At 52.7% G+C, this 14,663-nt stretch carries 14 protein-coding genes (1 of these 14 only partly in view); 9 read left to right on the top strand and 5 right to left on the bottom strand.

All coding sequences use genetic code 11. From position 1 onward, the window contains the following. The first annotated feature begins 311 nt into the window (after window positions 1-311). The 5 genes from SH527x_RS19680 (at window position 312) to sucD (ending at window position 4,963) form a co-directional block, all read left to right on the top strand. The gene (locus SH527x_RS19680; RefSeq protein ID WP_437192396.1) at window positions 312-1,049 is read left to right on the top strand and encodes a family 16 glycoside hydrolase; all 738 of its coding nucleotides are present in this window, start codon (window positions 312-314) and stop codon (window positions 1,047-1,049) included. A gap of 238 nt (window positions 1,050-1,287) precedes the next feature. After that, complete coding sequence (locus SH527x_RS19675) at window positions 1,288-1,953, top strand: HAD family hydrolase (RefSeq protein ID WP_437192395.1); 666 nt, start codon at window positions 1,288-1,290, stop codon at window positions 1,951-1,953. 60 nt (window positions 1,954-2,013) lie between these two features. Further along, window positions 2,014-2,871 carry a uroporphyrinogen-III synthase gene (locus tag SH527x_RS19670; protein ID WP_437192394.1) on the top strand — a complete coding sequence of 286 codons (858 nt, stop codon included), beginning with the start codon at window positions 2,014-2,016 and terminating at the stop codon, window positions 2,869-2,871. A 189-nt stretch (window positions 2,872-3,060) separates the two neighbouring features. Continuing rightward, window positions 3,061-3,822 (top strand): 3-keto-disaccharide hydrolase, encoded by a 762-nt coding sequence (locus tag SH527x_RS19665; protein WP_437192393.1) that lies wholly within the window; start codon window positions 3,061-3,063, stop codon window positions 3,820-3,822. 238 nt (window positions 3,823-4,060) lie between these two features. After that, window positions 4,061-4,963, top strand: coding sequence for a succinate--CoA ligase subunit alpha (gene sucD / locus SH527x_RS19660; RefSeq protein WP_437192392.1), 903 nt, complete (start codon window positions 4,061-4,063; stop codon window positions 4,961-4,963). Window positions 4,964-5,187: 224 nt separating this feature from the next. On the opposite strand, the gene SH527x_RS19655 is transcribed toward sucD, so the two are convergent. Then, window positions 5,188-6,888, bottom strand: a complete 1,701-nt coding sequence (locus SH527x_RS19655; RefSeq protein ID WP_437192391.1) for an NADPH-dependent assimilatory sulfite reductase hemoprotein subunit — start codon at window positions 6,886-6,888, stop codon at window positions 5,188-5,190. A 325-nt stretch (window positions 6,889-7,213) separates the two neighbouring features. Between SH527x_RS19655 and SH527x_RS19650 the strand changes: the two genes are divergently transcribed. The 3 genes from SH527x_RS19650 (at window position 7,214) to SH527x_RS19640 (ending at window position 9,658) form a co-directional block, all read left to right on the top strand. Then, window positions 7,214-7,426 carry a DNA gyrase inhibitor YacG gene (locus tag SH527x_RS19650; protein ID WP_437192390.1) on the top strand — a complete coding sequence of 71 codons (213 nt, stop codon included), beginning with the start codon at window positions 7,214-7,216 and terminating at the stop codon, window positions 7,424-7,426. 921 nt (window positions 7,427-8,347) lie between these two features. Continuing rightward, a complete protein-coding gene (locus SH527x_RS19645) occupies window positions 8,348-8,602 on the top strand; it encodes a hypothetical protein (protein ID WP_437192389.1) in 255 nt (84 codons plus the stop codon). A gap of 291 nt (window positions 8,603-8,893) precedes the next feature. After that, window positions 8,894-9,658, top strand: coding sequence for a 2-phosphosulfolactate phosphatase (locus SH527x_RS19640; protein ID WP_437192388.1), 765 nt, complete (start codon window positions 8,894-8,896; stop codon window positions 9,656-9,658). On the opposite strand, the gene SH527x_RS19635 is transcribed toward SH527x_RS19640, so the two are convergent. Beyond that, window positions 9,655-9,795, bottom strand: a complete 141-nt coding sequence (locus tag SH527x_RS19635) for a hypothetical protein (RefSeq protein WP_437192387.1) — start codon at window positions 9,793-9,795, stop codon at window positions 9,655-9,657. The two genes, SH527x_RS19640 and SH527x_RS19635, sit on opposite strands and share 4 nt — an antisense overlap. Window positions 9,796-10,006: 211 nt before the next feature. Between SH527x_RS19635 and SH527x_RS19630 the strand changes: the two genes are divergently transcribed. Beyond that, a complete protein-coding gene (locus tag SH527x_RS19630) occupies window positions 10,007-11,791 on the top strand; it encodes an aspartate kinase (protein WP_437192386.1) in 1,785 nt (594 codons plus the stop codon). Between the two features lie 150 nt (window positions 11,792-11,941). Here the strand turns inward: SH527x_RS19630 and SH527x_RS19625 are convergent, their stop codons facing one another. From SH527x_RS19625 to SH527x_RS19615, 3 genes are all read right to left on the bottom strand, one after another. Further along, on the bottom strand, window positions 11,942-12,883 hold the full coding sequence (locus tag SH527x_RS19625) for an N-acetylglucosamine-6-phosphate deacetylase (RefSeq protein ID WP_437192385.1): 942 nt from the start codon (window positions 12,881-12,883) through the stop codon (window positions 11,942-11,944). 24 nt (window positions 12,884-12,907) lie between these two features. Next, entirely contained in the window at window positions 12,908-13,651 is a 744-nt protein-coding gene (locus tag SH527x_RS19620) for a glucosamine-6-phosphate deaminase (protein WP_437192384.1), read from the bottom strand. Between the two features lie 892 nt (window positions 13,652-14,543). Next, a protein-coding gene (locus SH527x_RS19615) for a glycosyltransferase (RefSeq protein ID WP_437192383.1) crosses the window boundary here: on the bottom strand, window positions 14,544-14,663 show its final stretch. 1,062 nt of this gene lie beyond the right edge of the window; 120 of the gene's 1,182 nt are visible here — the last part of the coding sequence; the start codon falls outside the window, past its right edge; it ends in the stop codon at window positions 14,544-14,546.

Here is a 14,663-nt window from a genome sequence, read left to right as displayed (position 1 = left end):
CCGCATACGACACATTTTAGATTTCGCCGAGACGTCCCATTGATTGTCGCCGGAAGTTTGACAGACGTCAAAGTGGAACGGAATCGAAATTTCCTCAACGTACAACTTGGTCGAGAAATGTGTGTTTAGCCGGGAATGACCAACAACCTGATTTCCCGGATTTTCTCATCGCGGACTTGGCACAAGACAACGGGAAGAAGAATCGAAATTTCCGATTGAGATCTGGAGCACCTGACGCATTTGAGAGAAAGGTCTACAATAGGACCAACTGGAAGCCGATCCCGTGCCTGTCTGAATCAGAAAGCGCCTCCGTGTTGACAACTCCCGCCCCATTGCGTCTGTTCGGTGCCAATCTGCTCAATACAAAACAGCCTCAACGTTTTTTCGTTGCAGTCGTGCTGTTCTCTTCGATCTTTGCCTCTTCGCTGCAAATGTCGGTTCTTCACGCCGAGGACGCCACTAAGAAAAAGCAGGAAGCCCCGAAGAGTGAATCCCTGTTTGACGGAAAGACACTCGGGCATTGGGTCCGCGGCGATTACGGAGACGAAGGCCAAATCAGCGTCGAGAACGAATCGCTGATCATTGGCAAAGGACGCCCGATCACTGCCGCGGTCTGGAAAGGACCAGAGCTTCCAAAATCAAATTATGAACTCACCTTTGAAGCCCAGCGAATCGAAGGGAACGACTTCTTCGCAGCTGCCACCTTCCCTTACCAGAAAAGTGCCTGCACGCTGGTTCTCGGAGGTTGGGGAGGCGGGCTGATTGGTCTGTCCAGCTTGAACGGGATCGACGCTTCTGAAAATCCGACGACGGGTTACAAAGAGTTCAAACAAGGACAGTGGTACAAGATCAAGATTCGGGTGACTGACGATCGAATCGTCTGCTCCATTGACGGAGAAGTCATTGCCGATGTCTCAACAGAAGAAAACGAGATCGATGTCCGCATTGAGATGGTCGGATGTCGACCGTTGGGTTTCGCCAGTTACCGCACAAAAGGTGCAGTTCGAAAGATTGAACTGACCCGACTGGCCGCCCCGGAAAAGAAGTAAATCAGGAAGCCCTCCTGAGCTGAATTCGTCCCTGCGGTCTCGACCCGTGGTTCTGGGAGCACAACACTGTTCCCCCCAGCCGTCGGGTCGCCCTGCCCACTATCTCAATCTCACGGGTCTCCAGAGCCTGAACTTCGTCACGAAGTCAGCTTTTCAGAGACCTCGTTTCAGAAGCCACATTTCGACACTGCTCCTTACTGACTGCGATAACGCAGCGACAACAATGAACACGGCAAGCATGACAACTGGTGAGTCTCCGAAGATCCGAGGCGTCGCGTTCGACCTCGATGGGTTGATGTTGAACACGGAAGAAGTTTTTCACCTGACAGGGAAAGAACTTGCGATTCGCCGAGGAAAAGAGGCAACACCCGCACTCTTCCACGCCATGATGGGCCGTCGTGCTCACGAGGCGTTTCAGGCAATGATTGAGATTCTTGGTCTCAGCGACACCGTTCCTGATCTTGCCGCAGAATCAGGAGAAATTTTTGAGAGTCTGCTCGACGAACACCTCACACCGATGCCGGGGCTGTTTGAACTACTCGACTTGCTCGACGAAAAAGAGATTCCACGCGCGGTCGCAACCAGTTCTGATCGTAAGTACCTCACAAGAATGCTCTGCCGGTTCGATCTGCTGCCGAGGTTCAATTTCACGCTCTCAGCAGAAGATGTTCTGCACGGAAAACCGAATCCCGAGATCTATCTCACGGCAGCCCGACGCCTTGAAGTTTCTCCAGCCGAAATGCTGGTCATGGAAGACAGTGAGAACGGAGCAAAAGCGGCCGTCGCTTCTGGCGCCTATGCAGTCGCCGTTCCGCATCAGCACAGCCAGCACCATACGTTTCTCGGAGTCAAAGGCATCGCAACCAGCCTGAAAGATCCACTGATCACAGGGCTTTTTGCCTGATTTCAGTTTCACGCTCCATCAAGCAACGGCCACCAGACTTCACTCGGGAGCAACCCACACATGAGTTCCGACACCTCACTCAACGATCGACCAGTTCTGCGAGTCTGCTCCTTTGAGAGCCGTCGCCGCGAGGAGATGGAGAAGCTCATTGAAAAGTCACGCGGGATTCCGACCGTCGCTCCCTCCATGAAGGAGATCCCCCTTACAGACAATGGAAAGGCGTTCGAATTCGCCAATGAACTCCTGAACAACACGATTGATGCTGTTGTGTTCATGACCGGAGTCGGCGCCGAAGCACTGATGGAAGCGTTGGCGACCCAGGGTCTCGCCCAGCAGGTTCAAGACAAGCTCAAGACGACGACCACCATCGCTCGTGGTCCCAAACCAGTTGCAGCACTCTCCAAGATGGGGATTCGTGTCACAATTCGCGCCCCGGAACCGAACACCTGGCAAGACATGACCAGCGAAATCGTGAAGCAGAATCTCGATCTCGCCGGAAAGCGGATTGCCGTTCAGGAATACGGCGAACCGAGCCATGATTTCTACCAATGGTTGCAGGAACACGGTGCCGAGGTCATCCCCGTCCCTGTTTACAAATGGGCATTGCCAGACGACCTCGCCCCATTGGAAGAATCCATTCGTAAGACGATCGCAGGGGAATTTGAGATCCTGCTCTGGACGAGTGCCCAGCAGATCAACCACGTTCTGGAAGTTGCAGAACGCATGCAACTCAAAGACGAATGGCTTGCCGCTGCACAAACCTGTGTCATTGGCAGCATCGGCCCCACTGCTTCCGAACGTCTTCGCGGGTTTCAACTGCCTCCAGATCTGGAACCATCTCACCCGAAGATGGCGCACCTGATCCGCGAATCGATCGCAGTTGCACCTGCAGTTCTGAGCAGCAAACGCTCAAATTGAAGCCAGTACGTTCACACAAAAGCACAGCTCCATTCAGGTTACAGAGGAATTACGCGAACTGAGTAAACATTCACACTCTGACTGCCTCGAACGTCTCCTGACCTGTCATGAATCAACACAATTTATTATGTTGATTCAGAAATCAGGTCCACCTGCCGACTCGATTACTGCAGACTCAGGAGAGAAACAATGGCAATCCGCTTGTCATCGCCACGCTGGCAAATCCTGGTTGGAGCCACATTTCTTATTCTGTTTTCAACCACAGTGAGTCGGGCCGTTGAAGAGTGGAAGTCCGGCATCGTCTGGAAGAAGCCGGAAGTTGTCACCCCCGGGACCCACGGTGGCCCTCCATCAGATGCAATCGTCCTCTTCGACGGCACGAACCTTGACGCCTGGACCGGAGTAAAAGACTGGAAGCTGGTTGACGGATACGGAATTTCCGGCAGCAAAATCACCACAAAACAAGCGTTCGGTGACTGTCAACTGCATCTGGAGTTTGCAACGCCCAAGAAGATTGAAGGCGACGGTCAGGGACGCGGAAATAATGGCGTCTTTTTTATGGGCGCCTACGAACTTCAGATTCTGGATTCGTTCAACAACGAAACCTACTACGACGGACAATGTGGGTCGGTCTATAAGCAACAGCCTCCTCTGGTCAATGCATCACGCGGCCCAGGTGAATGGCAAACCTACGACATCGTTTTCCGGGCACCACGTTTCAATTCAGACGGAACACTCAAATCCGCTGCCGCAATCACCGCTTTCCAGAACGGCGTGCTCATTCAGAACGACTTTGAACTCAAAGGGGGAACCTTTTGGCATAAGCCACCTGAATACTCGGCACATCCGGAACGCGTTCCCTTGACTCTGTATCATCACAGCAATCCGGTCCAGTTCCGCAACATCTGGATTCGTGATCTGATGCCCAAAACCGAGGCTCCCGGTAATTAATTCGCAACCAGTGTCGAGAGTTTCAGCACTGGAGCGTCGGGCAACTGGCACGCAGCAACAAGTCGGCCGGATGTCACAATGAATGCCACATTTTGTGAACGTTCGGTCAAACTGACGGAAGTCTGGGCCCGTAGGCTTCCGTCGCAATGTGCCGTGTCATACACTGACATCCGCATTTTGAGTGAATTGTTCACCCACTCGCCGCAATCGATTTCGCAGCTTCAGGTACCGTTCAGCAATGGCCATTCTCGTAGACAAGACGACGAAGATCATTACTCAGGGAATCACTGGCAAAGCGGGTTTGTTTCACTCGCAAAAATGTCGTGAATACGCCGAAGAACATCGCCCAGGCGAAAGTGTTCTCGTTGGCGGTGTCACACCTGGAAAAGGTGGCGAAACCGTCGATGGATTCCCGGTTTTCGATTCAGTCGAAGAAGCCGTCCGCAAAGCTGGTGCGAACACCTCTCTGATCTTCGTACCACCTCCATTCTGTGCTGACGCCATCATGGAAGCGGCTGACGCTGGAATCCGCCTGATCGTTGCGATCACCGAAGGAATTCCAGTTCTGGACATGGTCAAAGTGAAGACTTTCCTGTCGTCACGTCCAAACGTCCGACTCATCGGGCCAAACTGCCCCGGCGTGATCACACCAGGAATCGCCAAAATCGGCATCATGCCCGGCTACATTCACAAGAAAGGGACCGTTGGATTGATCTCCAAATCCGGGACCTTGACTTACGAAGCCGCATGGCAGCTCGGCAACATTGGCATGGGCCAGAGCACTGCAGTCGGAATCGGTGGGGACCCGATCATCGGAACCACTTTCATCGACGTGCTCGAAATGTTCCAGAACGATCCAGAGACCGAGTCGATTCTCCTCATCGGGGAAATCGGCGGCGACGCAGAAATCAAAGCTGCTGAATACATCAAGCAGAACGTCACCAAGCCAGTCGCTGCATTCATCGCAGGACAGACTGCTCCTCCAGGAAAGCGAATGGGCCACGCTGGTGCCATCATCTCCGGTGGAAGTGGAACCGCTGAAGAAAAGATCGCCGCCCTCGAAGCTGCTGGCGTTGTCGTCGCACGCAGCCCAGGCGAAATGGGTACCGCTCTTGCTAAAGCAATCGCCGGCGCCAAGTAAGACATAGCTTGCGGCCAAGTTGAACAGTGATCCTGACAGCAGACAATGCTGTCAGGATTTTTTTATGCGCGGCTTCAATTTCAACACGCGCGATCTCGGTCTGACGCTTCCTTCTCCCCAAGCTTCCATCCGCGATTCCCACAGGCGCATAAAAAAATCGCGGCCCCATTCAGGAGCCGCGATTTCTAAGTGAGACGCACACTCATCAGGCACCCTGTCAGACACTATGTGCCTGATTCGACCACTGTCGATTCCAACTCACCTGCTGTCGCGAGAGCATCTTTCCCCAATCGGGCACAGAAGTCTCCAAAGCTTTCTCCATCTTCTCGTGTATCGCGATACTGCGCGAGAATCGGTGACAACGTGGAAACGATCTCTTCCTGCGGAACCATGTCCTTGAACAGGAAGTTCAATCGGGTTCCAAGTGGGCTTCCGCCGAGGTAAAGCGTGTATTTGCCGCGAGCCTTACCAACGATTCCGATCTCCGGAACATAAGGTCGGGCGCAACCGTTTGGACAGCCGGTCATGTGCAATGTGATCCGCTGATCCTTCAGGCCGAGTTGTTCCATCGCCACATCGAGTTCATCGATGATGCTCGGCAAAATGCGTTCTGACTCGGTCACAGCCAGTCCACACATTGGCAGTGCCGGGCACGCAATCGACTGACGGCGAACGAATGACCACTCTTCAGCCAGCTTCACACCATGACTTCGCATCATGGCTTCAATTTCAGCTGTGTCCTTCGGATCGATGTCACATACCAGCACCGACTGCAAAGCAGTCAGTCGTGCAGGGACAGGGAACTTCGTGAAGAACTCGCGGAAGAATGACTTCAGGCGGACCTCGTCATTGTCCAGCAGACGACCGTTCTCAACATTGATGCCGAGGAACAGTTTGCCGTCCCCCTGCTCATGCCAGCCGATGTGGTCATCGACACCGGTCACGTCTGTTGGATGCGGGTCGGCAAGAGGACCGCCGTAGTACTCTTCGACCTTTTCTTTGAACTTGGCAACGCCCCAGTTATGCACCACGTACTTCAGGCGAGCCAGTTTTCGCTCTGAGCGGTTTCCGAAATCGCGTTGTACTTTCACAATCGCTTCAGAAACAGCAACCACCTGATCGACAGGCACATAGCAGAGTCGCTTACCAACCGCAGGGAACGTATCTTTTTTCGCTGGTGTCACTCCCATCCCGCCACCGACGAGGACGTTGTAACCAACGATATTTTTGTTCTCAACAACAGCGATCAGTCCCAAATCCTGGGTGTAGACATCGATGCAGTTGTCATCCGGCAGCGTAAGTCCAAATTTGAACTTACGTGGCAGGTAGGTTTTGCCATAAATCGGCTCTTCGTGAACCTCCTCCAGCAATGTCGAATTTTCGCCGTCCTTCAACCAGACTTCGAAATAGGCAGTCGACTTAGGACGAAAATGACGGGTCAATTCATCCGCCATGTCCTGCAATTGCTGATGGGCCGGGCTGTTTTTGATTGGCGCGGGACAAGCCACGACGTTACGAACCACATCCCCGCAAGCTGCAATTGTTGTCAGTTTGCAATGGTTGATCGCATAAATCGCAGACTTCAGGTCCGTTTTCGGAACCCCGTGCAGCTGGAAGCCCTGACGGTCTGTAATACGAAGCACGCCGTTCCCGAACTCTTCGCACATGTCGAGGTGCGCGACAAACTGCTCAGCGGACAGGCGACCACCGGGAATTTTCGTCCGAATCATGAACCCAAAGTCTTTGTGACCTGAGGTTCGAGTGTCGCGATTATCCTGCTGATAAGTCCCGTGAAACTTCAGCAATCCGCCGTTATCTTCGCCGACGGTTGGTTCACTATTGGCCAAATCTTCGAGAATCGTCCCACGGAGGAAATCGCTTTCCCCTTTGACGTGCTCCATTTTGCTCAGTTTGTCGTCTGACATAGCTACGACCACATCCTTCATTTCATTAAACAACGACGAACAGTGTGCAAAACGAACAAGATGCAACCTGTACGCTGTCTCCTTGTGCGGGACCACAATCCAGCTGGTAAACTGGTCCCTCAAGGACAATTACGAATCATTCAGGGTAGCAATTTTCAGGCGAGGGTGTCGAGACGACCCTGACTTCTGAAAATGCATTATCTTCCTCATTATTGTAGACGTGTCGGATGGTAATATCCCGTCACATCATTGCGATTCTGTCCAACTCTTGAACTCACTGCAAATTGCCAGTTCTTTCCCAAATCATAGAAATCAAGAACCACTGATGACTCAACAGACAACTTGCCCGGTCTGCAAGAAAGTTCTCCCTCCAGAAATCGACGGAAACTCTTACCTGTTCCCATTTTGCTGCACGCGATGCAAGCAGGTCGACCTCTATAAGTGGCTCTCCGGGGACTACGCCGTGATTGAGAAACTCACTCCGGACAGACTTGAAGGAACACAACCTGAAGACGTATCTCCAGAGTCCGATCGCTAGAAACAGGTTCGCGCGATCAGCTGGTCGCGCAGAAACCTTACTCGATGGGATTTCTTAAATCCCCATGGGCCAGATACTCCATGATTCCGAGAATTGCTCTGACTGCCTCCCAACTAGCTTTCGCTTCAGCAGGAGGTCTCTCCCACTGTGGCGTCCCCCCAGTGCTGCACAGACAAGCCTGGCCGCAATGGCCCCCAGTTTCGCTCACATGAGTTCTGCGTGTCAGCAATATTGGTCGTCAATCTGACAGGACTCCACGTTCTTCGCCGGCACGTGTTGTAGTTCCACTTCGCAACAAACAGTCGTTTGCGAACCGTCAGTCTCATCTCCTTTTTGCTCGATTGAATTCGTTCAAAGCCGCTCACAACTCGTTCGCTAGCGACAGAATCTGCGGTATTCACTCGGTATTTCCATGTGATTTTGTGAATTCTTGTGCGAGTACTGCCAATCGTTCTTGATTTGCCGTAGCCGAAGACGAACATCAACACATTCATGGACGTCACCGTCAAACCACTTCATGATGAAGCGTGTCTCTACGCTGCGAAATTGGTCTCCCCGGAGAGTACGACAAAACACTGTGACCTACGAAAAGCTGCATCGAAGGAAGCGCGATTGTTCACCTGCCTTCCATGCTCAACCGTACGTGCAGAATTTGTTTGACCGACTCAAGCCATTTCGCAAGAATGCAGCAAACACATCGGCAAACGCCAATACAACACCAGCTGCCATTCACCCAAGGCAAGTCAGTCTGAACTTCTCATTCTCCCAAACTGAGTTTTACAGTTCGAATTGAAGAAGTTTCCCCATGCTTCTCACGTGAGACCATGGTCAGGCTGACAGGCCCGAATCCCAAGCGACCCAATCCAGCACGCACAGGTAAGCACAACGAATTTGAATACTGAAGTTACAGGAGGCGCCACCATGACAGGATGGAATCAAATACCCGAAACAAACACACTGCCAACGCCAGAACAAGAACTCGCATTGGCCCGGCTGGAACAGCGAATTTCGCATCAAACCGCAGGTCGAATTCACAACCTGCGTGTTCAGGCTGTCGGGGAAGGAATCCTGCTCAGCGGTCGAACAAACACGTACTACGCAAAACAGCTTGCAACTCAAATCGCGCTGGATGCTGACAGTTCGCTGCTCCTGAAAAACTCGATCGAAGTCGTTTAGGGTCCCCTGCTCCGTCAAGACCCGCTTGTGCCTCACCGAATCTGAATACACAAGTTCGCACCTGTCGCCGGGGAAACCTGAAGTGACTGGTGCGATTTTGTTTAGTGGCATGAACTTCCGGCTAAGCAGAAACATGCAGCCTCGCTCCTGACCAGAGGGCTACAGCGCGGTCACGTTAGATCCCTACCACCTAGCGCACATTCTCAGTGCGACCGGCAAATGCTCCCCACCTGAACACGACAAACTTCGTCCCCCACTTCAGTATTTCCCGTTCTTCCATAGAATACGAGCATGCCTAAAATCCATACCTATCTGCTGCCGTCGCTGGCCGGCGACGTTGATCTGTCAAACGCAACCTGCGTTGTGATCGACATTCTCCGTGCATCAACAACGATTGTGCATGCATTGGCGAACGGTGCATCGGCAGTGTTCCCCTGTCTGAACGTTGACGAAGCGCTTCAGCTGGCGCACCAATATCCGCCAGACGATCGGATTCTTGGGGGAGAGCGGCATGGGCAACTGATTCCCGGGTTTGATCTGGACAATTCCCCCTTCAGCTACAGCACTGAAGCTGTGCATAGAAAGCCAGTTCTATTCACCACAACAAACGGAACCAAAGCTCTGTGGCAGTGCCGCACTGCGAAGCAGATTCTGATCGGGGCATTTGTGAATCAACTCGCTCTCACCAGAGCAATTGAACACATGAGCCTTGATGTTCATCTCTTCTGTGCCGGAACTGATGGCCAACTCACTTCAGAAGACATTCTGTTCGCCGGCTTTCTGACTCACCAGCTGTTGACCTCTGAAGTGATGACCTGGGAAATCGGAAACCTGCAGGCTCAATTGGCCGCAGACTTCTATCAGGTGAGTGGCTCAACACCAGAATCATTCAAGAAGACGTTTGAGGAGGGTCTCGGGGCCCAAAATCTCTTCGAATTGGGAATGGACCGCGATATCGCCCGATCAATGGAGAAAGATGTATTTGCATGCGTTCCACACTGGAACCCAGAGAACAAGTCGTTGACTCCGCTGCACGCCAGCTGCGTGGAAAATTAATAATGCAACAGTTGAAGACGCGACTTTGCTTCTTCACAGAGCATTCCCAGACCTGACAGCACCTCTTCCGGAACGCAGAAACCGGTCAGGATGCGTTCAATGGACAGCTTGGCTCCCCAGACACGTTCAGCGATCACCTGACGAGTCGCAAAACTGGGAAGTCGAATGAGGGCAGTCGCAGCCAGAGGAAAATCTCTCGACTCTGTATTCGCCTTTCAGACTGCAAATTTGCTATCCTGTTCGGCTTTCATTGCCGTACCTTGAGCGGGGTTCGACTCCGTTTGAGATCAGGGCGAATGATTGTGCCAGGGTGGCCGATCCATTGGATTTGAAAGCGGATTCAGTTTCATGTCGATCATCGTTCAGAAATTCGGTGGCACCAGTGTTGCCACCGCCGACAAGATTCGTGCAGCTGCTGCCAGAGCCGTTGCAGCCAAACGCGCCGGCCATCAGGTCGTGATGGTTGTCTCCGCCCGAGGTCACAAGACGGATGAGCTCGTTCGTCTTGCAGAAGAAATGTCAGATCGTCCGGCAAGCCGTGAAATGGACATGCTGCTCTCCACCGGGGAGCAAGAATCAGTTGCACTCGTTGCAATGGGAATTCATGGACTCGGAGAAAAGGCCGTCAGCTTGACCGGCGGACAGATCGGCATCATCACCGACTCGACATTCTCCAAAGCCCGAATTCAGTCCATTTCGACCGAGCGAATCAAAGCTCACCTGGACGCTGGAGAAATCGTTGTCGCCTGTGGATTCCAAGGGATCGACGGCGCCTCCAACATCACAACTCTTGGCCGTGGGGGAAGCGACACCACAGCAACTGCTCTTGCTGCAGCTTTACAGGCTGAAGAATGCCAGATCTATACAGACGTTGAGGGCGTGTTCACCACGGACCCCCGCGCCGTTTTGAATGCTCGCAAAATCGACGAGATCTCTTATGACGAAATGCTGGAACTCGCGAGCCTCGGTGCTGGCGTCATGCATTCCCGATCAATTGAGTTTGCGAAGAAGTTCCGCGTACCGTTGCGAGTTCGTCCATCCTTCAGCGATTCACTTGGAACACTGATCTCAAACCGCACTGAAGATCGGGTTGTCACCGGGCTGGCACTCGCCAAAAACGAAGCGCGCGTCACACTGGCTGACCTGCCGGATCAACCAGGAGTCATGGCAACCATCTTCAGCCAGATGTCTGCCCATAAGATTCCGATCGACATGGTCGTGCAGAACGTCGCTGTCAGTGGAAAAGCAGAAGTCACCTTCACCGTACCTGAAGGCGATCTCGCCGAAACACTCACAGCCGCTGAACTCGCAGTGAAAGCGTTGGGAGCCGGGTTCGTCCGAAGCGGAACACACGTTTCCAAGATTTCGGCAGTCGGAAACGGAATGCTGACACACTCTGGTGTTGCAGCCCAGATGTTCAAGTCACTGTCAGACGAAGGCATCAATCTGGAAATGATCACAACCAGCGAGATCAAGATCTCTGCACTGGTCGATCGAAGCCGAAGCCAGGATGCCCTGCTTGCTGTCCACAAAGGCTTCTCGCTGGAAGAGGGAACCGCTGTTGTCCCATCCATCGGGTCCGCCGGAGTGGCCGCAACAAGAGCCACAATGAAGGAAAGCAGCGACATTCTGGAAGCAGTCGTCAGCAAACTGGCGAGCATGGAAGACATCGTTGTCAGTGAAGTGTTGCTGGACGATTCTCAGTCGCTCGTCACACTGAACAATGCTCCAGACCTGCCGGGGATCTGCACCAAGCTGTTCACCGCCGTCAGCAACGCGAATGTCATGGTCGACATGATTGTTCAGAACGTAAGCCACAGCGGACAGGCACAGATCTCTTTCACCGTTCCACGATCACAACTGGCTCAGTGCACAGCAGTGCTCGATCAGTTGCTCATTGAATGGCCGCAAGCCAGCATCAACACCGAACCGAATATCGCCAAACTCAGCGTCGCAGGAATTGGACTGCGAACCCACACTGCAGTCGGCGATCGCCTGTTCCGTTCTCTGGCAGATGCAGGCGTGAACATTCAGATGATCAACACGAGCGAGATCCGCACGAGTGTTGTTGTTGACCTGAATCAGGGACCAAAGGCCTATGACGCATTAAAGATTGCGTTCAAGCTTGTTTAGACCAGTCCAGTCGAGGTGAGGAGATTCTCAAGTAACACCTGAGACCTCGCTTCGAATCGTAAAAACAAAAAAGGCCGTCCAATGATTTGGACGGCCTTTTTATTTCAGGTCATAACAGATTGCTGAACGCGATCTGCATGCAACTTCAAATTATGCCTGCACTGCTGGAACAGCAGCGGGGAACATCTCAAGAAACTTGCGGGGGTTGGAACTCGTGAGCCGAACGATGTCCGCGTCACTCAATTTCAATTCATTCTTCAGGTTCAATGCCATCTGAGACATGATTGTCCCGGACCCGACAAGGTGGCTATGGTCGTCCGCACGCGGAACCCCATCAGCACCGACATTGACCCAACGATCACCAAGCTGGAATCGACCTGGCCCACACCCGGCTGCAGAGATGGCATCTGTCACGATGACCACCCGTTCCAGACCAGTGACTTTCAGATAGTTCCGCATCGCAAAAAACGGAATATGTGCACCGTCAGCGATCAGGCCAATCCAGAGATGTTCGCTCAGAGAGAGAACGCGCTGAATAATGTTATCGTGACGATCCTGAAGCATCGGGCACCCGTTCCCCAGATGGGTGAACATCACCAAACCGGCATCGATGGACGCCTTCAACTGGTCATAACTCGCGTTGGTATGACCGGCTGAAACAATCAAACCCTGATCCGCCAGAAAACGGGTCACGGTCTGGTTTGCATCCATTTCTGGAGCCAGTGTCACCAGACGTACCAACCCGTTTCCAGCTTCCAGAATTCGCTCCATCCCATCGATGTAAGCAGGCTGTGCATGAGCCACTGGATGCGCTCCAACATACCCACGCTCCGGGCTGATAAATGGGCCTTCAATATGAAGCCCCCAGATCAGCCGTTGAGCCAGCGGATCCTGTTCACGCAACTCGACCAATCGCTGAATTCGATTGCTCAGAGTCTCGATGCTATCCGTGATAAAAGTCGCGAGGATGCCATCAACCTTGTCACGCTGCAACGCCTGACAACACCGATGCAACTCTTCGCCAGTCAGGTGATCTGAGTTGAAATCAACACCGGCGTAACCATTAATCTGTAAATCAACGAATCCAGGCATATGTCCCTCTTACGCTATTCAAACCTAATCAGCGCGTGTCAATTCCTGTGCAGCAGGAGGATCAATGAATAACGTTGCCGCTGGATGTTGCTGCAGAATTGATCCCGGCACTTCTGGAGTGACAGGCCCTTCAACCGAGTTCTTTACCGCAGTTGCCTTACGAGCGTCAGGCACACTGCAGATCAGATTACGAGATTTCAGAATCTGGCGAACAGACATACTGATCGCCTGCTTCGGAACGTCGTCCAATGTCGGGAACCAACCCTCACCGAGCTGTTGCAGACGGCAAGCTTCATCCAGGTTCACGACCAGATATGGTACTTCAGTTTCGAAGTCTGCCGGTGGGTCATTGAACGCAATATGAGCGTTTTCTCCAATTCCCATGAACGCGACGTCGATGCTTTCTCGTGATATCAGCTCACCAAGCCGCTCACATTCCGCGTATGGGTCCTCAGCGTCAGCCTGAACTTCGTGGAACGCTTTCAGCGGAACCAGATCGACAAAACGCTCGTGCAGGAACTTCCGGAACGATGCCGGGTGAGTGACTGGCAATCCAATGTACTCATCGAGGTGAAACGCCGTGACACGGGTCCAGTCGATGTCAGTCTCTTTTAACAATGCAGACAGTGTCTCAAACTGAGAGGCACCGGTTGCGACGATGATGTTGGCACTTCCCTGCTGCGCAAGTGCTTCTCGCAATTTTGCGGCTCCTGCAGCGGCAGCACGCTGACCAAGATCAACAGAGTCCTTGCAGAGGACAAGTTCCATATCAATTTCTTTTCTGAGCAAAGTGAAAAATACTTTTCGAGCCTGATCAGCCCGATTTGGACGAGGAGCAAACCTGATCGACATAATATCGCAAGCGAATCACTTGCGTACTCTCAAACTTCTCCTGCAGGTTCACAAGCAATTCTCAGAGCGAACGGAATCCCGCCCTTGCCGCAGATCCTCATCGCCTGACCGAATAACAACACAGTCAAGGATAAGAAGTGCATCCGCCTGTGAAAAGCACAAGGATGAATAATGGCACAACACCGAGCGAGAAAGCTCAGAGAAGAGAAGAAAGGCAAGCCCTTTGTCCCGCGCTACATCCGTGCAGCGCAAACGGGACAAAAGGCTGGCAGTCCGGCCAGGGAAGGAGCCAACAGGCCGACTGCCGGACAAGTCGCAGCTCATCCTCGCTGCCATATCCGCAAGCCCGGTAGCAAGCGGAGACTCAAAAAATGACTTAACTACAGTATTTCTCAGGCATTACGGAACCACACAGGCGCGTAACAGCCCGAACACGTTCCTTGCCTTTGCGGGACACCTGGAGAATCAGGTCCGCAATCACATCCGCGCCTGAACCCCTTGTCAGGCGGTTGACATCATGACACCGCACGCTGCCAGACTCATTCTGGAAACGAAAGACGACTCCTGCCGCCTTGAGTACGGTCGAGAGCGCTATAATAACGCTTACGCAACTGTCGGGGATTTCATGCAAGCTGCGCACGATCATTTCCTCAGGTGGTTGCGGTAATTTTCCACAACTCCCAAGTCCCCACACGCAGGACAAGGTATTCGGAAATCGGCACAGGTCAAGCGCGAGCTGAAGTCGAAAACGGATTGCAAAGTGGAGACGTGACGCAGACCAATGCGCCCATTGGGATTGGAAGTTTTTTTATTTTTTGTCTGAGTTTGGCACCCAATCGCGCGTTGACCGGCATTCCGATCCGAATCTCTGTTCTTTCAGGAATTTGAAATAGAGTCGCGAATAGACTTCAGCAACAGAATCCCACGT

The sequence above is a fragment of the Planctomicrobium limosum genome, assembly GCF_051465645.1.
GTDB lineage: Bacteria > Planctomycetota > Planctomycetia > Planctomycetales > Planctomycetaceae > Planctomicrobium.
The sequence above is the reverse complement of the archived record's forward strand: the minus strand, read 5'-3'. Positions and strand labels throughout refer to the sequence as shown.

Bases quoted from the DNA above. Each gene is read 5' to 3' on its own strand.
- SH527x_RS19620 (WP_437192384.1), bottom strand. From the start codon at position 13,651: ATGGAACTTGTCCTCTGCAAGGACTCTGTTGATCTTGGTCAGCGTGCT.
- sucD (WP_437192392.1), top strand. From the start codon at position 4,061: ATGGCCATTCTCGTAGACAAGACGACGAAGATCATTACTCAGGGAATC.
- SH527x_RS19630 (WP_437192386.1), top strand. From the start codon at position 10,007: ATGTCGATCATCGTTCAGAAATTCGGTGGCACCAGTGTTGCCACCGCC.
- SH527x_RS19625 (WP_437192385.1), bottom strand. From the start codon at position 12,883: ATGCCTGGATTCGTTGATTTACAGATTAATGGTTACGCCGGTGTTGAT.
- SH527x_RS19655 (WP_437192391.1), bottom strand. From the start codon at position 6,888: ATGTCAGACGACAAACTGAGCAAAATGGAGCACGTCAAAGGGGAAAGC.
- SH527x_RS19665 (WP_437192393.1), top strand. From the start codon at position 3,061: ATGGCAATCCGCTTGTCATCGCCACGCTGGCAAATCCTGGTTGGAGCC.
- SH527x_RS19670 (WP_437192394.1), top strand. From the start codon at position 2,014: ATGAGTTCCGACACCTCACTCAACGATCGACCAGTTCTGCGAGTCTGC.
- SH527x_RS19645 (WP_437192389.1), top strand. From the start codon at position 8,348: ATGACAGGATGGAATCAAATACCCGAAACAAACACACTGCCAACGCCA.
- SH527x_RS19650 (WP_437192390.1), top strand. From the start codon at position 7,214: ATGACTCAACAGACAACTTGCCCGGTCTGCAAGAAAGTTCTCCCTCCA.
- SH527x_RS19675 (WP_437192395.1), top strand. From the start codon at position 1,288: ATGACAACTGGTGAGTCTCCGAAGATCCGAGGCGTCGCGTTCGACCTC.
- SH527x_RS19640 (WP_437192388.1), top strand. From the start codon at position 8,894: ATGCCTAAAATCCATACCTATCTGCTGCCGTCGCTGGCCGGCGACGTT.